The sequence below is a fragment of the Corallococcus sp. AB045 genome (assembly GCF_003668895.1).
Lineage (GTDB): Bacteria > Myxococcota > Myxococcia > Myxococcales > Myxococcaceae > Corallococcus > Corallococcus coralloides.
Map to the genome: position 1 here is coordinate 1 of NZ_RAWN01000073.1, position 18,513 is coordinate 18,513.

The 18,513-nt window shown below is 70.8% G+C and carries 14 protein-coding genes; 6 read left to right on the plus strand and 8 right to left on the minus strand.

Annotated elements, in window-relative coordinates:
* Positions 1-700 (minus strand): hypothetical protein (locus tag D7Y21_RS18985; protein ID WP_147469324.1); only part of this gene is annotated, 700 nt, incomplete at its 3' end.
* A 205-nt stretch (positions 701-905) separates the two neighbouring features.
* On the opposite strand from D7Y21_RS18985, the gene D7Y21_RS18990 reads away from it, so the two are divergent.
* Together D7Y21_RS18990 and D7Y21_RS18995 are read left to right on the plus strand one after the other, a co-directional pair.
* Entirely contained in the window at positions 906-2,096 is a 1,191-nt protein-coding gene (locus tag D7Y21_RS18990) for a toxin-antitoxin system YwqK family antitoxin (protein WP_120563625.1), read from the plus strand.
* Between the two features lie 63 nt (positions 2,097-2,159).
* Positions 2,160-2,744, plus strand: a complete 585-nt coding sequence (locus D7Y21_RS18995; RefSeq protein WP_121714836.1) for a TetR/AcrR family transcriptional regulator — start codon at positions 2,160-2,162, stop codon at positions 2,742-2,744.
* A 24-nt stretch (positions 2,745-2,768) separates the two neighbouring features.
* Here the strand turns inward: D7Y21_RS18995 and D7Y21_RS19000 are convergent, their stop codons facing one another.
* From D7Y21_RS19000 to D7Y21_RS19015, 3 genes are all read right to left on the minus strand, one after another.
* Positions 2,769-4,358: a peptidoglycan-binding protein gene (locus D7Y21_RS19000; RefSeq protein ID WP_121714838.1), complete on the minus strand. Its 1,590-nt coding sequence runs from the start codon at positions 4,356-4,358 to the stop codon at positions 2,769-2,771.
* A 306-nt stretch (positions 4,359-4,664) separates the two neighbouring features.
* Complete coding sequence (locus D7Y21_RS19005; protein ID WP_199735445.1) at positions 4,665-8,057, minus strand: Dauer Up-regulated; 3,393 nt, start codon at positions 8,055-8,057, stop codon at positions 4,665-4,667.
* Between the two features lie 245 nt (positions 8,058-8,302).
* Complete coding sequence (locus tag D7Y21_RS19015) at positions 8,303-8,665, minus strand: hypothetical protein (protein ID WP_120563630.1); 363 nt, start codon at positions 8,663-8,665, stop codon at positions 8,303-8,305.
* A 194-nt stretch (positions 8,666-8,859) separates the two neighbouring features.
* On the opposite strand from D7Y21_RS19015, the gene D7Y21_RS19020 reads away from it, so the two are divergent.
* The 3 genes from D7Y21_RS19020 to D7Y21_RS19030 are packed head-to-tail and all read left to right on the plus strand — an operon-like array spanning position 8,860 to position 11,576.
* Positions 8,860-9,789: an alpha/beta fold hydrolase gene (locus tag D7Y21_RS19020; RefSeq protein WP_121714843.1), complete on the plus strand. Its 930-nt coding sequence runs from the start codon at positions 8,860-8,862 to the stop codon at positions 9,787-9,789.
* A 42-nt stretch (positions 9,790-9,831) separates the two neighbouring features.
* Positions 9,832-10,869, plus strand: a complete 1,038-nt coding sequence (locus D7Y21_RS19025) for a sensor histidine kinase (RefSeq protein WP_121714845.1) — start codon at positions 9,832-9,834, stop codon at positions 10,867-10,869.
* Entirely contained in the window at positions 10,866-11,576 is a 711-nt protein-coding gene (locus D7Y21_RS19030; RefSeq protein ID WP_120563633.1) for a LytTR family DNA-binding domain-containing protein, read from the plus strand. The genes D7Y21_RS19025 and D7Y21_RS19030 overlap by 4 nt, the downstream gene beginning before the upstream one ends.
* Positions 11,577-11,588: 12 nt before the next feature.
* Here D7Y21_RS19030 and D7Y21_RS19035 read toward each other — a convergent pair whose 3' ends face one another.
* Both D7Y21_RS19035 and D7Y21_RS19040 read right to left on the minus strand, forming a co-directional pair.
* Positions 11,589-11,918 (minus strand): hypothetical protein, encoded by a 330-nt coding sequence (locus D7Y21_RS19035; RefSeq protein WP_121714847.1) that lies wholly within the window; start codon positions 11,916-11,918, stop codon positions 11,589-11,591.
* Positions 11,919-12,036: 118 nt separating this feature from the next.
* Positions 12,037-13,857: an aminopeptidase P family protein gene (locus D7Y21_RS19040; protein ID WP_121714848.1), complete on the minus strand. Its 1,821-nt coding sequence runs from the start codon at positions 13,855-13,857 to the stop codon at positions 12,037-12,039.
* A gap of 296 nt (positions 13,858-14,153) precedes the next feature.
* Between D7Y21_RS19040 and D7Y21_RS19045 the strand changes: the two genes are divergently transcribed.
* Complete coding sequence (locus tag D7Y21_RS19045) at positions 14,154-15,398, plus strand: glycosyltransferase family 4 protein (protein WP_158619271.1); 1,245 nt, start codon at positions 14,154-14,156, stop codon at positions 15,396-15,398.
* A gap of 746 nt (positions 15,399-16,144) precedes the next feature.
* On the opposite strand, the gene D7Y21_RS19050 is transcribed toward D7Y21_RS19045, so the two are convergent.
* The gene (locus D7Y21_RS19050) at positions 16,145-17,281 is read right to left on the minus strand and encodes a glycosyltransferase family 4 protein (RefSeq protein ID WP_158627315.1); all 1,137 of its coding nucleotides are present in this window, start codon (positions 17,279-17,281) and stop codon (positions 16,145-16,147) included.
* 20 nt (positions 17,282-17,301) lie between these two features.
* Positions 17,302-18,441, minus strand: coding sequence for a glycosyltransferase (locus D7Y21_RS19055; RefSeq protein WP_120563638.1), 1,140 nt, complete (start codon positions 18,439-18,441; stop codon positions 17,302-17,304).
* Positions 18,442-18,513: the final 72 nt, after the last annotated feature.

The following is an 18,513-nucleotide window of genomic DNA, read 5'->3' on the forward strand; positions in this document are numbered from 1 at the left end:
CCCCCGCGAGCACCAGGCCCACGGTCTGGAAGCTCTTTCCTCGCGACACGCTCCGGTCCACGTCCTGGGAGTTCGCGATGCTGGCGTCGTCGCGCCGCAGCCGGGAGCGCTCGCTCCGGGCCTGGAGATAGGACACCCCACCGCCCACCAGCAGCACCCCGCCCACCGTCGCGGGGATCCACGCGCGGCTCCGCACGGTCGCTGACGTGGAGACCTCCGGCGCGGCGCTCACGGGTGAGGCGCGCATGTCCGCGGACGTGACGGGATCAAGAGGCGCGGTGGCCACGGGCGGAGGAGCCAACGGAGGCACGCGCACGTCCTGCTTCGCCAGCTCGCGCAGCACCTGCTGCCGCACGGACTCGAAGCGCTGCTCCACCTTGGGCGAGACCTTCAAGGGCAGCTCCGCCCCGGGCTGGAGCAGCAGGGCCACCCGGAAGGCGGCGCTGGAGGACTCCGTCCGGCCCAGGTCCGCCAGGATGACGCCCTCGTAGAGCGCCAGGAGCACGTCGTCCGCCTCACCCGAGGAATGCCGCCGGGCGCGGGACAGCTCCGCCAGCGCGCGTTCGTATTCGAGTTCGTCATAGAGCTGGCGCGCCGCACGCACCTGCGTCTGGAAGGGCCCCGGCTCCTCGGCCCGCGCCCCGGATGGAACGAGCACGAGCCCCACCCCCAAGAGCCACGCCAGCACGAGCCTTCGCATCCAGAGCCCGAAGCCTGATCCCTGCGCGCGCATGAAGCCCCCCGTCGTCGCGAGCCACGACTCTACAGGGGGACACACACATCAAGTGAACCCCTTTCGACTCCGGGTAGGCATTCCCCATACACAGGGAAAGAGGCCTGCCGGAGCGCGCGCTCATCTAGGGTGAGTAAAACGGCCCCTTCGTTCCCACGTCCGTGAGCCCTCCATGCGCGCGCCTTCCGTGATGCGTCTTGTCCTGCTGTCCGTGCCCCTGTTCTCCACGCCCGCGTGGGCCATCGAGCGCTGCTCGTTCCAGGGCAAGCCCATCAACCTGGACAACGGAAGCTCCACCGCGAACCTCACCGGCACCGTGCGCTGCGTGGACGAGGACACGAAGAAGGAGACGCACACCGTCTCGTTCAAGAACGGCAAGCAGGACGGCTGGGAGGTGCGCCGCTGGTCCGACGGCCGCGCAGTGGAGCAGGAGTACAAGGCCGGCAAGCGCCACGGCGGCTTCAAGCGCCATGAGGACGGCCGGCTGGTGGAGACCAGCCACTACGTGGACGACAACGAGCAGGGCGAGTCGCTGCGCTACCACCCCAACGGCAAGGTGTCCCGGCGCATGGACCGGCAGCCGGAGGACGAGAAGAGCACCTACGAGGACTATGACGAGAACGGGCGGCTCACCAAGGCGGGCTGCGGCCTGCGCTCGTCATGGGAGGCCGGCCTGAAGGACTGCGTCTGGAAGGGGCCCTCCCCGCTGGTGTTCTTCCATCCGAACGGCCAGAAGCGCGCCGTCATCCCGCTGAAGAACGGACGGCGCGAAGGCGTGACGGAGCTCTTCGACAAGGAGGGGCAGCGCACCGCGACCAATGCGTACTCCGCGGGCGTGCTCGACGGCGTGAGCACGCGGTACGCCGCCGGGAAGGCCCTCACCTCCACGACCTGGGCCCAGGGCCAGAGGGAGGGCGACGAGACGGAGTTCTTCAACGACGGCGGCAAGAAGCAGGTCGTCACCTGGAAGAACCGCCAGCAGGTGAAGCGCGTGGAGTACTTCCAGAACGGCGAGCGCAAGCACGAGCTCGTCGTGACCGGAGACCGCGCGGTGGAGTCCTACTTCGAGGACGACGGCTCGCTGCGCGAGCGGCGGAACCTGCTCAAGGGTGACTTCCACAACGGCTTCGACTCCGACGGCGTGGCGGAGGCCTTCTTCCCGGACGGCGGCACGGAGCGCCGCGAGCACTACGTGAAGGGCAAGGCGGAAGGCCGGCGCCAGGTGTGGGCGGAGAACGGCACCCTCGTCGAGGACTCGCAGTGGACGAAGGACCGCGTCACCACGCGCAAGCGCTGGAACCCCGACGGCGGGCTCGTGGAGGACGAGGCCTTCTACGAGGACGGCTCGCGCAAGAAGAAGTAGCAGGCGCGCGAGGGAGCGCCGCCTTGACGGAGGATGACGGCAATATTACTGCCGTCATCCATCATGACCCAGAAGACGGAGCAGAAGCAGAAGTCGCATGACGCCATCCTCGCGTCCGCCGCCACGCTGCTCCTGGAGCGGGGCATCCAGGCCAGCTCCATCATGGACGTGATGAAGGGAGCCGGCCTCACGGTGGGCGGCTTCTACGGGCACTTCGACTCGAAGGAGCACCTGTTCACGGAGACCCTCCGGAGCACCGCTCGCACGGCGTGGAACGCGCTCCTGCGCAAGGCGAAGGAGGACGCGCCGGACGCGCCCGCGCTGAAGGTGCTGGAGCGCTACCTGTCGCGCAAGCACCGTGACGCCGTCACCCCCACCTGTCCCCTGCCCAGCATCACCGCGGAGGTGTCGCGCGCGGGAGAGCCCTATCGGGGCGGACTGGAGGCGGAGCTGCAGGAGTTCGTCCGCTCGTACGCGGAGCTGCTGCCCGCCGGGGCGCGGCGCCGGGAGAAGGCGCTGGCCGCCATCGCGCTCATGTACGGCGCGCTGTCGCTGGCGCGCGCCGTGCGCGGCACGAAGCTGGGGGACGAGTTCCTGGACGCGGCCAGGAAGCTGGGCGCGGAGTTGCTGACGAAGGAGGGGGCCTGAAACCAGCCCCCTCCCCGGCTCACATCAGTCGCGCTGGATGGCGCCCTTCGGGACCAGGATGACGACCTCCTTGCAGTCCGAATAGATGATGGAGTTCATGGACTGGTAGTTGTGGGTCGTCTTGCCGCCGTTGCGCACGATGCCCATGTCGTTGCCCTTGGAGCCGCCGCTGTAGTCCCAGCCGTGGCGCGACTGGAAGATGATGGCGCCGTCCGGCACCTTCCCGTCCGCGACGAGCTTGCGGTACTGGTCCGCGGTCACGACGTTCGCGGTGGCGTTGCCGTACGGGCTCTTGATGGCCTTCTGCTGGGCACCCGGGAACGGGATGGACTCCCAGCCGTTGCGCAGCATCTGCGCCATGCCGCCGCGGGGGTTGTTCGGGTCGTTGCCCGTCGCCGCCGGCGTGTTCGGGATGCCCAGCCGGGTCATGTTGTCCAGCGTGGTGCGCACGCAGTAGCCCGTCTGGCCATTGTTCAGGCGCGAGGTGGCCAGCTTCTGCAGCGTGGGGTCGTTGGTGTTGATGCGGACGCCGTTGCCCAGCACCGCGCCGTTGTTGTTCGTCCCCTGGGTGTTGGTCGTGCCCTGGGTGTTGTTCGTCCCGTTGGTGGTGTTGGTGCTGCCGGGGCGGTTGCCCTGCAGCGCCCGGAACGTGTCAGGGCCGACCTGGCCCGCGTTGCTGCCCGCCCTCACGCCGTTCGCCCGCTGGAAGTCCTCCACGGCCTTCTTCGTCACGGGGCCGAACTTGCCGTCCGCCGGGACACCCAGCATCTCCTGGATCTGCTTCACCGCCGGGCCCTGCATGCCCTCGCGCAGGTTGTTACCGCCCGCCGTCACCTGGTCCATCGAGGGTGCGGCGCTCCACGTCTTCGTCCCCGGCTTCTGGGTGCTCGCGGGCTCGAAGGTGTCGGCGGTCCGCGACGGGCGCGTGGAGGTGTTGGTGTTCGTGTTGGTGCCGGCGTTCGTCGCGGCACCGCCGAAGTGCGGCGCCAGCGCCTGCGCGCGCGCCCACACGTCGTTGGAGTAGTCATTGCCCGTGGTGCCCTGGTCCATGCCCGCCAGGGTGCGGACGTTGCCCGGACCGGAGTTGTACGCGGCCACCGCGCCACGAAGCTGCTGCGCCTCGGACCAGTCCGGGTGCGCCTTCTTCATGTCGTTGACGTAGCCCTTGAGGATGCCCGCCGCCTGGTCGATGTGCTCCGCGCTGGTGGGGCCGCCCTTGGTCGTGTGGTAGCGGTGATCCACCTGCATCACACCAAAGCCGTTGCCGCCGTCGCCGTGGCCCGTGCGATCCAACGCCGCGCCCGCGCGGGACTCGCGGCTGGCGATGGCCGCCAGCAGCGCGGGGGGCAGGCCGTGCTTCGCCGCCGCCGCCTCGATGTTGCCCTTGTACTGCTGCAGGCGCGCCAGGTCCGTCTGCGCCATCTTCGTGGACGCCGCCACGCCCGGCTGCAGCCCGTCCTGCCGCGCCGTGCGCGCCGAGGCGCCCGTGGGCTGGTACTGGGACAGGATGGCGTTCGGGTTCGCGCTGGTGCGAACCGCGCTCGTCGTCAGCGCCTGGGAACGATTCGAGAAGACAGAGTTCGTGCGCTGGGACGTGGTCGCGGAGAGGCTCATTCGGGGATTCCTCGTTGGCGGCTGTAATTCCTGCCCGATTATCCAGACCCCTCCCTGTGAGTTGCGTGAGATCTGGAAATAAAGATCTCACAGTTTAACCAGTGCGTAATTTTCCGCCCAAACTTGTCTGGATTGCCCGGTTCGTCACGAACGGGCAACGATGACACCCCGGGTCTGCCTGGCTTCACAGCCGTTGACCCGGGGCGTTTGGTGGAAAAATCCAATCACACACCACGAACGCGAACGGGGCCTGTTCCCGTGAAGGAACAGACCCCGTGCGGCGCTACAGGATTGTGACGCGGTGGATCAGACGAAGGGCACGCCCGGGATGTCGTCCGGGATGAGGTCGTCGAAGAAGTCCTTCACGCCGTTGAACGCGTCCCCGGCCAGCTCGCCCACCTCGCCGCCGAAATCCGCCAGGGCCCCGAGCGCTTCCTTCGCGCCCTCGATGCTCTTCTTCGCCAGGTCGCCCAGGTGGCCGACGGCGGCCTCCGCCAGCTGTCCGCCCACGCCGGCCAGGTCCTTGAGCGCGTCCACGCCCGCGTCACCCAGGTCCGCCACGGCGATGAGCAGCTCCTTGCCGCCCTCGGAGAGGTTGTCCTTCCAGGCCTTGGCGACGTTCTTGAAGGACTCCACGCCGTCCTTGAGCAGGTCGCGGGCGAAGCCCTTGGCCCACTCCAGGCGCCGGCCGCCGAAGTCGATCATGTCCTTGAGGGCGCCGGCCGCGGCGTTCGCCAGCTCGCCGCCCTTGCGGGCCAGGTCGGACAGCGCGCCGCCCACCCACTCGCCGGCCTTGGTGAGCGCCTCGCCGGGGTTCTCCGCGATGTACTTGAGCGTCTCCACGGCCTTCTCGCCCGCGTTGGCCAGGCCCTTCACCAGGCCCTCCGCCAGCTCGGCGCCCGCGGCGCCCAGGTCCTTCACGGACTCCCAGGCCTTCTTCGCCAGCTCGCCGCCCTTGGCCAGGGCATCGCCAATGGCCTCCTTGGCCTTGGCCGCGGCCTCGCCCGGGTTCTGCGCCGTCCAGGCCAGCAGCTCCAGGCCCTTCTCGCCCAGCTCCTTGGCCTTGTTCACCGTGTTGGACACGAGCGTCGTCGCGCCGTCGATGAGCTCCTTGGCCTTCTCCTTCGCGGCGCCGGTGAGCTTGTCGTAGCCGGCCTTCAGGTCGTTCAGCGTGGAGACGGCCTGCTTGTAGAGCGCCTTGCCGGCGTCCGTGGCCAGGTCCAGGCCGGAGTCCACGACGCTCTTGATGCCATCGAGCGCCTTCTTCGCGGCCTCGCCCGGGTTCTGGGCGATGTACTTGAGCGTCTCCAGGCCCTTCTCACCCAGCTGCTTCGCGCCGTCGATGACGTTGTCGAGGACCTGCTTGGCCTCCTTCGCCAGCTCGCCGCCCTTCTCGATGGCGGTGTTGAAGGCCTCCGTGGCCGCCTTCACCGCGGCCTCGCCGTACTGGGACGGGTTGCGCACCACGTCCGCCAGCTTGTGGATGACCTTCGCGGCCCCCTTGAGGCCCTCGCCGGCCAGCTCCGCCTGGGACACGCCCACGAACTCGGCGGCCTTCGTCGCGCCCTTGGCGGCCTTCTCCACGCCCCACTGGATGAGCTGCGCGGTGCCTTCCGGCCCGTAGTACGCGGCCATGTGCGCCAGGCCCGCGGGGCCCTGCGCGGCGGCGCCCGCCAGGTTCACGGCCTTCATCCAGTCCGGAGCCTTGTAGCCCTTGGGGTCGGCCTCATACTTGGCCTTCTCCTGGGTGAAGCCGATGTCCATCGCCAGCTCGGCGGCGCCCAGGAGCACGCTGGCGCCCACGTCCACGGCCACGCCCACGCCGGTCAGATCCAGCGCGATGCCCAGGGCTCCGTCCGCGACGTTCAGCGCCGCGGCGGTGTGCGCGAAGTAGCCCAGGTCGTTGTTCTTGCCGTGCAGCTCCAGGGATTCCTTCTCGAACTTCGCCGCGTCGATGGCGTTGGGCAGCGCGCCCGCCACCGGGACGACCTTCGCCAGGTTCTTGAAGACCTTGCCGGCCACGTCGGCGGTGATCTCCACGCCGATCTTGCCCAGCACCTTCTCCATCACCTTCAGGCCCTGGCCCACCAGCTTGCTGCCCGCCTTGTCCAGCAGCGGGCCCAGGCCCTTCACGGTGGTGTTGAGCGCGTCCGCGCCCAGGCCGTCCGTGAGCTTGAGCAGCGCCTTGACGGCGCCGGAGTCCATGTCCGTCACCAGCTTGGACACGATCTTCGCCGCGTCGTCGTCCAGCTTGCCCGCGAGCTTGGCGAACTGCTCCGTGGTCTTCGGATCCGACAGGACCTCGTTGAGGACCTTGTGCTCCATGCCGCCCAGCGCGCTCACCAGCTTCTTGCCGGCCTCGGCGTCCACCTTGCCCAGCTGGCCCACCAGGTTGTCCAGGGCCTTGGGGTCGGTGATGCCCTTGAGCGCGGCCTCCATCGACTCCGGACCGCCCAGCTTGGTGGCGGCGGACTCCAGCTTCTTCAGCTGATCCGGCGTGAGCTTGGACGCGAGCTGCGGATCCAGCCCCTTCACCTTCACGTTGGCCAGCTGCGAGCCCTGCTGGGCCACGTCCGTCGCGTTCTTCACGCCCGCGTTCTTGAGGACGTCCGCGAAGGCCTTGAGGTCCTTCTTGAGGTCGGGCACCTCCGCCAGGAGCTGCGCGGCGGCCAGCGCCTTGTCCTGCGTGGACGCGTTGGGGTCCACCAGGGTGATGGCGGCGCCCGCGGCGCGCAGCGACCCGTCCAGCTTGCGCAGGTCATTGGCGAGCGCGGGGAACTTGTCCCCGGCGAAGTCCTTGAGCGCCTTGCCCAGCTCCAGCGTGGCGGTGGCCTTGTCCGTGGCGGAGGCGTTGGGGTCCGTCCACTTGCCGATGGCGCCCACCAGCTTCTCCGCCGCGGGCAGCCCCTTGAGCGTGGTGTCCAGCACGCCCTTCAGGTCCTCCGGCGCGAACGTGTCGCCGGTGACCTTCGCCAGGGTGAGGGCCGCCTGCGCCTTGTCGACCTTGCTCGCCTTGGGGTCCGTCAGCTTGCCCAGCGACGTGAGCGCGTCCGAGTTGGTGGCCAGCTTCGCCAGCTTGTCGTCCTGGACGCCCAGGCGCTCCAGCGCGTTGGGGACCGTCTCCGGGAACTGCGAGGCCAGCTCGCCCAGGGCGGTGGCCTTCTCCGAGAAGGTGCCGGTGCCCAGCTTGTTGAGCGAGTCGTAGGCCTTCTTCAGGTCCTCCTTGCTCTTGTCCTTCAGCTCCGGGAAGAGCTTGGGCAGCTCCTCCGGCTTGTCCGGCAGCGCCTCCGCCTTGGGCGGCTTCGGATCCGCCGCCGGAGCGGCACCGTTGACGTCGGCCCGCACCGGGACCGCGCCGTTGGCAGTCCCCGGCACCGGGCCGCTGAGGGGACGCGCATGGCCGCCACTGGTGCCGAGCGGCGTGGCGAACGGGTTGGTCGTCTCACCCGTCAGCCGGTTCACCCCGCCGCGGTTCTGCGCGCCGCCCGAGGAGAACCCGTCATTGAAGAGCTTCACCGTGGGCTGCTTCGCCTGCTGCTTCGCGGCGGCCTTCGCGGCGGCTTCGGCGGCGGCCTTCGCGGCGGCTTCAGCGGCGGCCTTCGCGGCGGCGCGGGCAGCGGCCTCGGCGGCGGCGCGCGCGGCGGCTTCGGCGGCGGCACGGGCAGCGGCGGCGGCGGAACCATCAATGGGGGTGGTCATGGGCGGAACTCCTACCTTTTCGAGAATCGAGAAAGTCCCCGGGATTCTCTACATTTCGATTCGAATGTTGCCTGACTCTCCGCAATCACGTGAATCCCGGAGCAGCGTAGGCGATACGCCGGTGTCGCTCGACGGGTTACATGGATCGCTCGGGCCCGCATGACGCGGGAAGGCATAGCGGGCGCTATGTAATTTCCACGAGGCGCCCCGCTCCTGTCCGGCCGCGTCATGCCCTCCAGGGCGATTCAGGCCCGGCCTTCGGAGCGGAGCATCCACTGGCCCAGGCCCACGCACCCGGCGGAGGTGAACAGGGTCAGCGCCCACGCGACGCTGAAGGGTGCGTCCAGGGACATGAGCACCGGCAACGGCGTCCACCCCGCGACGAAGGACGCCGGGGTGAGCCACAGCGCCCTGAGGCCGCGCGTGAGCGCCTGGATGAGGCCCAGGGCGAGCCCGGTGAGGGCGAAGCCGACGAACAGCGCCAGGGCGTAGGCCTTGTTGAACATCAGCATGTAGACGCCCAGGAACGGGAAGACATGCACGAGGCCGGGGAGCCAGACGAGGAAGGCGGTCAGCATCCAGCGGCGCGACGGCGGGGACTTGGACATGGGCTTCAATCCATCCCAGGTCCTGGCTCCTCGTCATTCCCTGGCGACAGACACTGTCCGGACGGCGATGACGTCGTTACCGCTCATCCTTCCGCCGCGCCGCTCATCACAAAGGCGCGGACCCGGGCTGGCGGCTCCCTAGTCTTCTTCGCGTCACGCACCGTCCGACCGGCGGTCCTTCGCGGAGTCCGTAGATGCGCCGCATCCTGCTTGCCCTCTGTACCCTTCCCCTGTTGTTTGGCTGTGCGACGGCGTCCCCCGGCGGCGGCGCGACGGCTGCTCAAGCGGCGGCGCCCACGCCGTTCCGTGTCCAGCGCTCGGGCCAGGGCCGGCCGCTGCTGCTCATCCCCGGGCTGTCGTCGTCTGGCAAGGTCTGGGACGCGACGGTGGCGCACTACCAGTCCCGGTATGACTGCCACGTCTTCACGCTCGCGGGCTTCGCGGGGCAGCCCGCGGTGCCCGGCCCCTTCCTGCCGACGATGCGCCGCGCGTTGGCGGACTACATCCGCGGCGAGCACCTGGAGCGCCCCATCCTCGTGGGCCACAGCCTGGGCGGAGTGCTTGCGCTCGCGGTGGCGGAGGACGCACCGGAGCTCGTGGGAGGGCTCGTGCTCGTGGACAGCCTGCCGTTCCTTCCCGCCGCGATGGACCCTTCCGCGACGGCCGAGAGCGTCCGTCCCCAGGTGGAGGAGCTGAGCGCGAGGATGCGCATGCAGCCGCCGGATCAGCGCAATGCCCAGACGCTGCGCACGCTGCGCGGCTTCATCACCGACGAGGACAACGTCCAGACCGCGATGCGCTGGAGCGTGGACAGCGATCTGGAAACCATCATCAACGCCTTCTCCGAGCTCTCCACCACGGACCTGCGGCCCGAGCTGACGCGCATCCAGGTGCCCGCGCTCGCGCTGGGCTCGTGGGTGGCGCTGAAGGGCCGGGTGCCGAAGGAGCAGGTGGAGTCCGTCTACCGCGCGCAGTACCGCAACCTCTCCGGTGCACGCGTGGTGCTGAACGACACGGCCCGGCACTTCATCATGTGGGATGACCCGGCGGGCTTCCTGCGGGAGACCGACGCCTTCCTCGGCGCCCTGCCCGCGCCGGTGGCCCGGGTGGAACCAGTCCACTGAGTGTGTTCGACTCCCCGGTCCTTCACCGGAGGCACGATTCGGATGACACGCTCGCGGGGCTACACGGCCTGCCAGGTGGGGGGCTGGGGACTGCATACCCTCCTCAACATCGCGCTGGCGGGGGCTCACGGCCCGCCGGCCATGGGCTGGCTCATCGCCGGTGCGACGGGGCTGGGGCTCACCCACGTGGCGCGCCGGGCGCTGCGGTTGCACGCATGGGCCCGTCTGCCATTGCCCCGGCTGGTCGCGCGCGTGCTGGCGGCGGGGCTCGTCCTGGGCCTGCTCCAGAACACGCTCGTCTTCCTGGAGGCCGTGTTCGTCTTCCACGTGTACTCGCTGGAGGAGGCCTCCTGGGCGGGCTACTTCAGCAGCGCCACCATGTGGTCGCTGGTGATGGGTGTCTGGTTGACCCTCTACATCGCCGTGCAGGCCGTCACGCATGCGCGGCGGGTGGAGTTGGAGCACTGGAAGCTGGAGGCGGCGACCCGGTCCGCGGAGCTGCGCTTCCTCCAGGCGCAGCTCCAGCCGCACTTCCTCTTCAACTGTCTCAACGGACTGCGGGGCCTCATCGTGGAGGATCCCGTCCGCGCGCAGGAGGCGGTGACGCGCCTGTCGGGGCTGCTGCGCTATGCGCTGGGTGCGCGGGGGCCGGAGACGGTGACGCTGCAGCGGGAGCTCCAGGTGGTGGATGACTACCTGGGCCTGGAGGCCATCCGCCTGGAGGAGCGGCTGCGCGTCCGCATGGACGTAGCGCCCGACGCGCTGGGCGTCTCCGTGCCCGCGATGCTGGTCCAGACGCTGGTGGAGAACGCCATCAAGCACGGCATCGCGCCCGCGCCCCGCGGAGGGGAGGTGTCGGTGAAGGCTCGCATCGAGGACCGGGCGCTGTGCCTGGAGGTCGCCAACACGCCGGGGAGTCCGGACGTGGGTGCGGGGACGGTGGACTCGGGGGGCGTGGGGCTGCGCAATGCCACGGAGCGCCTGCGGCTGCTCTGCGGCGCCGCCGCGTCCCTCCGGTTGGATCAGTCACAGCCCACGGTCACGACGGCCCGCGTGCACATCCCCCTGGAGGCGGCATGAAGGTCCTCATCGCCGACGACGAGCGGCTCGCGCGCGCGGAGCTGCGCCGCCTGCTGACGGCCTTCCCCGAGGTGGAGGTGGTGGGCGAGGCCACCCATGTGGACGAGACGTGCGAGCGGGTGGAGGCGCTCGCGCCGGACCTGCTCCTGCTCGACATCCAGATGCCGGGCGGCACGGGCTTCGACGTGCTCGACCGGCTGGAAGCCCCTCCGGACGTGGTCTTCACCACCGCGCATGACGCCCACGCGCTGCGGGCCTTCCAGGTGAATGCGCTCGACTACCTGCTCAAGCCCATCGAGGCCGCGCGGCTCGCGGAGGCGCTGGAGCGCGTACGGCAACGGGGGCGTGCGCAGCGCGCGGTTGGCGCGCCGGTGACGCCCCTGGAGCGCGTGTTCGTGCGGGACGGCGAGCGCTGCTGGCTGGTGGCCCTGTCGCAGGTGCCGCTCTTCAGCTCCGAGGGCAACTACGCCCGGCTGCACCTGCCGGACGCGGAGCCGCTCCTGGCCCGCTCGCTCAACCACCTGGAGGAGCGGTTGGACCCGGCGCGCTTCTTCCGCGCGAGCCGCCAGCACCTCATCAACCTCGACTTCGTGGAGGCGTTGGAGCCGGGTCCAGGCGGCACGCTCATCGCCCGGCTCCGGGGAGGCCGGGAAGTGGAGATGTCGCGCCGCCAGTCCCAGCGCTTCCGGGAGCGGCTGAGCCCCTGAGGGCGGTGGGGCCTACAGCTTGACCTGGCAGGCCTTGAGGTTCGTGTTGCTGACGCCGTTGCAGGCGAAGCTCTCCCGGCAGTCGGACGCGGAGTCACAGACGGGCGAGCACATCAGCGTGTCGAACTGGCGCGTGCACAGCGTGCCGGACGGACAGCCTCCGCCCTCCCCTTCCGCGGTGCAGTCCTGCGCGCAGAAGGTGCCGGGGAAGTCCCTGCGGCAGGAGAGGCCGGAATCACAGCCGTCCTCACCGCAGCTCTCCCCCACGCCGCCATCGCTGTCTCCACAGGCCAGCAGGGGGAACACCGCCAGCAGGGGGAACAGCACTCGGGTCAGTCGCATGCGAAGCCCTTCCCATCACATGCGGGGCCGGCCCCCCCGCGCGGCCCAGCTTGCGCGCCTTCAGGGCGACGCGTCCAGCGACGCGTCTGCCTTTCCGTCGGGTCGCGAGCAGTGCGGTTCAGAGCGGCTGGGTGCGCTGGTTCAGCCAGTCGCGCGCCGCGCCTTCGACGTGGGGCTGGAGCCGTTCGCGCACGGTGGCGTGATAGGCATTGAGCCAGTCCACCTCCTCCCGGGACAGCAGGGCCGGGTCCACCAGCCGCGTGTCGATGGGGCAGAGGCTCAGCGTCTCGAAGCGCAGGAAGTCGCCGAACTCCGTCTTGCGGTCGGGCACGGCGGCGATGAGGTTCTCGATGCGGATGCCCCAGCGGCCCGGACGGTAGAGGCCGGGCTCGTTGGAGGTGATCATCCCCGGCTCCATCGCCGTGGTGAGGTCGTTGGGCAGCGTCGGGGAGAAGCCGTGCGGCCCCTCGTGGACGTTGAGGAAGAAGCCCACGCCGTGGCCCGTGCCGTGGCCGTAGTCCAGCCCCTCCGCCCACAGCGGCGCCCGCGCCAGCGCGTCCAGGTTCGGGGAGCGGGTCCCCCGGGGGAAGCGGGCGCGGGACAGGTTGATGTTCCCGCGCAGCACCAGCGTGAAGTCGCGCCGCTGCTCGGGCGTGGGCTCGCCCACGGGGACCACGCGGGTGATGTCCGTGGTGCCGGACGTGTACTGGCCGCCGGAGTCGATGAGCAGCAGGCCCTGCGGCTTCTGCCCTGGCAGGCACACCGTCGCGTGCGAGGCCTGCGTGGCCCGGTAGTGCGGCATGGCGGCGTTCGCGTTGAACGCGGCGATGGTGGAGAAGCTGAGCGAGACGAAGCCCGGGCGCCGCGCCCGCTCCGCGGAGAGGCGCTCGTCCACGGTCAGCTCGGTGATGGGCTCGCGGCCGAGGGCGGACTCGAACCAGGCGAAGAACGCGCACAGCGCCGCGCCGTCCTGCTCCATCGCGTTGCGGAAGTGCGCGAGCTCCGCGTCCGTCTTGCGCGACTTGGCCACGGTGGACGGGTTGAGCCCCTCCACCACGGTCACGCCCTTGGGCACCGCCTGCCGCAGCCCGTGGGTGATGCGCCGTGGGTCCACCAGCAGCCGCGTCCCGTCCGGCAACGCCCCCAGCGCGCGGCCCGCTTCGTCGTACGGGTGGAGCGTGATGCCGTCCGCCTCCAGCGCCGCGCGCAGCGCGTCCGGTACCTTGCCCGCCCCGATGAACAGCCGAGCGCCGCCGGGCTCCACCAGCAGGTGCGCGAGGAACAGCGGGAGGTGGTCCACGTCCGCGCCGCGCAGGTTCATCAGCCACGCGACATCATCCAGCGTGGAGATGAAGTGGTGCGTCGCGCCCAGCACGCCCATCTCCGCGCGCACGGCCCGCAGCTTGTCGATCCGCGGCACGGGTGACAGCGCGTGCGCGAACACGGGCGCGGCGGGCAGGGGCGGCCGGTCCGCCCACGCCTCCGCCACCACGTCCAGGTCCGTGCGCAGCACCAGCCCCGCCGCGGACAGCTGCGCGGCCGCCGAGCGCGCCACGCCCAGGCCCAGCACCGCCCCGTCCACCGCCACCGTCTGCCCCGGCGGCACGTTCGCGGCCAGCCAGTCCAGGTGTGACTGCCCGGGCGCGTTCATCGTCCGCACCGTCGCGATGCCGCTGCCCTTCAACTGGGCGTCCGCCTGATCCCAGTAGCGGCTGTCCACCCAGAGGCCGGCGTACTCCGCCGTCACCACCAGCGTGGCCAGCGAACCGGTGAAGCCAGACGCCCACTCCCGCCCCTTCCAGCGGGCCGGCACGTAGGTGGACAGGTGCGGGTCGCTCGTCGGGACCCAGACCGCCGCCACACCGCGCTCCCGCATCACCTGCCGCACCCGCGCGATTCGCTCGCGCGCCGCGGCCCCCTGCGTCTGCTCAAGGCCCATGGCATCCTCCGTCGTTGCGCCGTGCGTCCTCATGCCGCAAACCACGCGCCTTTTCGAGGCCCCTCACGGGCAGGGGGGCCTCCGCCCGGGTCAAGACCGCCGGGAATATGGCTGTCGCTCGGAAGACGCTGTGCAGCATCCCGTTGCATCGCGAATGGACGATGTGTTGTCCATCGACGGGAAAGCGCCGCGAGGGCCTGGGCCCATTGCAAGCAGGTGCTTACCAAGCCGGTGGCCGCGGTGAGGAGCACGCGGCCGGCTCCACCCGTCTCCTGAAGCAGGCCTGGTTTCCCACCGTGCGACGCGTACTCGCCATCCTTCCCTATGTTCCGCTGCCTTCGGATACGGGCGGCACCCTGCGCACGCTCGAGCTGGTGCGCGCCCTTGCCTCGCGCTTCTCGCTGGACGTGCTCGCGGTGCACCGGGCGGGCAACGACGCCGAGGGCTTCAGGCGCTGGCTGGGAGAGCTGGGCGTACCGGCCTCGCGGCTGCACCTGGTGGATTTGCCGCGCGTGGCGCCCGAGGAGACCCTGAACAGCACGCGGGCCTTCCTGCGGGGCACACCGCTCACCTACGTCCGCTTCGCGCGCCAGAGTGTGCAGGACGCCTTGCGCCGGGTGCTGGCGGAGCGCGGCCCGTTCGACATCATCCACTTCGACCACCTGCACATGGCGCAGCTGTTGCCGCTAGCGCGGCGGCTCAACCCGTCCGCGCACCTGGTCATCGACGAGCACAACGTGGAGAGCCAGCTGCTCGCGCGGATGGCGCCGCTGAGCCCGCGGCCGATGCGTCCGCTCCTGCGCTGGCAGTTCAACCGGGTGGAGCGGCTGGAGCGCGAGTGCGTGAGCCAGGCGGACACCGTGCTGGCGTGCTCGTCCGTGGACGCGGAGCAGCTGCGCGCCATGGGAGCGAAGCGGGTTCAGGTGGTGCCCAACGGCGTGAAGCTGCCGGACTTCACGCCCCGGGAGAGCAAGGGCGACGACCTGGTCTTCGTGGGCTCCATGGACTGGTGGCCGAACGAGGACGCGGTGCTGCTGCTGGCGCGCGAGGTGTGGCCGTTGGTGTCGTCGGAGCTGTCGACCAGCAAGCTGATGGTGGTGGGCCGCAGTCCGCCCGCGTCCGTGCGCGCCCTGGAGAACGAGCGGCTGGTGGTGACGGGCTCGGTGCCGTCGGTGGCGCCGTACCTGGAGCGCGCGCTGGCGACGGCCATTCCGCTGCGAGCAGGCAGTGGGACGCGCCTGAAGGTATTGGAGGCCGCGGCGGCGGGAGTGCCCGTGGTGGCCACGCGCCTGGCGGTGGAAGGGTTGCCGGTGGTGGAGGGGCAGCATGTCCTCCTGGCGGAGTCCCCCGAGGAGTTCGCCGCCGCGCTGCGTCGGCTGCGCAATGATCCGGACCTCTGCAGCCGGCTCGCGCAGAACGCCCGCCGCCTGGCGGAGTCCTTCGCGTGGGACGGCATCGGGGCCGGGCTGGGAGAGCTCTACCTGAACGCGGTGTCCGTGAGTGGTGAAGGGAAGAATCCCTCCGGAGCGGAAGCCAACTGAGCCTTGGGGCAGCGTGCGGCGGGCCACCACCGCACGCCCAGGCCCGCGGACATGGGCTCCACTCGGGGCTCGCCCGCCGGGGACGTACCGCAAAAACCTGTCCGACTGTCGGACAGGTCTTGGGCGGCCAAGGCCGACGGGGGCCTCCGCCACCCGGGCGGTGGAAACCTGTCCGACTGTCCGACAGGTTCTGGGCGGTCGCCGCTGGCAGGTGCCGCTCACCCATCCAGGCCGCGAAAACCTGTCCGACAGGTTCTGGGTGACCGCAGCCGATGGGGCCTCCGCCCACCCGGACAATGGAAACCTGTCCGAACGGTTTTCGGCGGCCAGGGCTGGCGGGGGCCTCCCCCCATCCGGACCTCGGAAACCTGTCCGACTGTCCTACAGGTTTTGGGTGGCCGGGGCTGGCGGGGGCCTCCCCCCATCCGGGCCTCGGAAACCTGTCCGACTGTCCTACAGGTTTTGGGTGGCCGCGGCCGACGGGTGGCCCCACCCATCCGGGCCTCGGAAACCGGTCCGACTGTCCTACAGGTTTTGGGCGGCCGCAGCCGACGGGTGCCTCCGCCCACCCGGGCCTCGGAAACCTGTCCGACTGTCCTACAGGTTTTGGGTGGCTGCGGCCGACGGGTGCCCCCCTCCATCCGGACCTCGGAAACCTGTCCGACTGTCGGACAGGTTTTGCCGCGCCGGGCGGGAGGGGTGGTCGCGGGGCTGTCCGGGGACGAGGCGGTGATGCCTCGGTTGCCCTACCCGGCCGCGACTTGCTCTTCGCGCGGATCCAGCAGGGCGGGCAGGTAGAGGGATTCGATGTAGCGATTCGCCATCCGCTCCGGCGCGTGGTGGGCCACGACGTACTCCCGGGCCGCCTGCGCCATCCGCGTGCGCCAGCCGGGCGCCGTGAGCAATCCCGCGAGCGCCGAGGCCAGCGTGCCCGCGTCTCCCGGCGGCACCACGAGCCCGCGACCCGTGCCCAGCACCTGGGGCAACTCCCCGACTCCGGACGCCACCAGCGGCCGGCCCAGCGCCATCGCCTCCAGCGCGACCAGCGGCATGCCTTCCCGCAGGGACGGCATCACCACCGCGTCCGCCGCCGCGTACACGCTGCGAACCTCCGAGCGGAATCCCAGGAAGCGCACCGGCAGCCCTTGAGCCTGCGCTTCCAGCGACTCGCGCAGCGGGCCATCGCCCACCAGCAGCAGCGTGGGCACCGTGGCGCCGGGCGTCCGAGCCAGCCGCTGCATCGCATCCAGCAGCACCTGGGGACCCTTCTCCACCGACAGGCGCCCGACCAGCGCGATGACGGACCCCTCCGCCGCGAGCCCCAGTGCCTCGCGAGCCTGGAGCCGCTCCTCCTCCGTGCACTCGGCCGCGAGCGGCAACGCGTTGGGGATGTAGACCACTGGCGAGCGGTGGACGTACCGGCGCAGGCGCGCGGTCAGCTCTCGCGACACCGCCGCCACCGCACGCGTGCAGTTGCCCAGCACGCGCGCGAATCCTTCGTAGGCGATCAGCGCGGGCGTGGCGCCGGTGTCCCCGTGGTACGTGGCCACCAGCGGGACTCCGGCCAGCGCGCTCGCGGCGGCGCCCAGCGTGAGCGACTTGTAGTCATGCGCGTGCAGCAGCCCCACGCCGCGTCGGCGGACTTCCGAAGCGAGCGTCGCCACGGCCATCGCGCTGAAGCGGCCAGGCACCTCCAGCGTCAGCGCGTCCAGCCCCTGCTCCCGAGCCGCGCCCGACAGCACATCCACCCGCCCGGGCGGAACGAGGCTGCACACCTGCGCACGCCACGGTGACGGCGTGGACGCGGCCAGTGACAGCAGCGCCCGCTCCGCGCCATACAGGCCGCAGGTGCTGCGCACATGGAGGATGGTGGCGTGCGACACGCGTGACTCTCCCGTGCCGCTCACGCCTGGGCGCGAGCCGCGGCACCCCGGTAGAGCTTCGCGTACGTGTCCACCATCGTGGACAGCGAGTAGCGCTGCGCCTCGCGCTTCGCGGCCTCGCCCAGGCGGGAGCGCAGCTCCGCGTCGTGGGTCAGGCGCTTCACCGCGCCACCGAGCGCATCCACATCTTCGGACCTCACCAGGAGCGCCGTCTGACCATCGCTGTGTACCTCGCGGATGGCGGGAATCGCGTGCGACACCGTGGGCAGCCCCACCGCCATCGCCTCCAGCAGCGACAGCGAGCGGCCCTCGCGACGGGACGGCTGCACGTAGACGTCGAACGCGGGCAGGAGCTTGCTCGCCTCCAGCAGCGCGCCCGTGAAGTGCACCCGACCGGCCAGCGGAGACGCGGCGGCGCGAGCGCGCAACGAGGCCTCCATCGGGCCGGGGCCAATCATCACCAGGTGCGTGTCCTTCGCGTCCGCGAAGTGGCGCAGGAAGGCATCCACCAGCAGGTCCGGGCCCTTCTCCTCGGAGAGGCGGCCCAGGTAGCCCACCACCGTGGCGTCCTGGGGCAGGCCCAGGCGCTCACGCGCGGCCCGGCGGGCCTCCTCGCCCGTAGCCACCTCCAGCGGCACGCCGTTCTCGATGGTGACCACATTGGAGAGCAGCTTCGGGCTCCAGCGCTCCAGGCTGGCGCGCACCTCGCTGCCGCACGCGACCAGCGACTGGGTGAACATGGCGGCGGCCATGGCCGCGGGGCGCAGCTTGCCCTGCGGCTCCACCGTCTGATGGAAGGTGCCCATCACCGGCGTGCGCGGACGCAGCGTCCGGGTGGCGACGGCGTTGAGCCAGGGCCCCACGTCGTGGCCATGGACCACGTCCGCTCCAAAGGCGTCCACCTCCTGGGCCAGCCGGCGGATGGCCGCGGGCGTCATGCCGGCGAGGCCTCCCAACCAGACCGTGGGGACGTTGGCGCGCTGGAGCAGCTCGCGCACCGGACCGTCCGGCCCCAGGGCCAGCACCACGGAGTCGATGCCCCGCTCGCGGCCATGCTGGGACAGCCGGACCACCAGCTGTTCGAGTCCGCCCATCTCCAGGCCATACATCACGTGAGCCACGCGCGTCGGGCGCGCCGTCGGGTGCATTTCGTTCGTCATGGACGCGGCCAAGCTAGGCACGCGCTCCAGCCCCACAACCCCCCGAGGGCGGCCCACGACCCGGCGGATGTC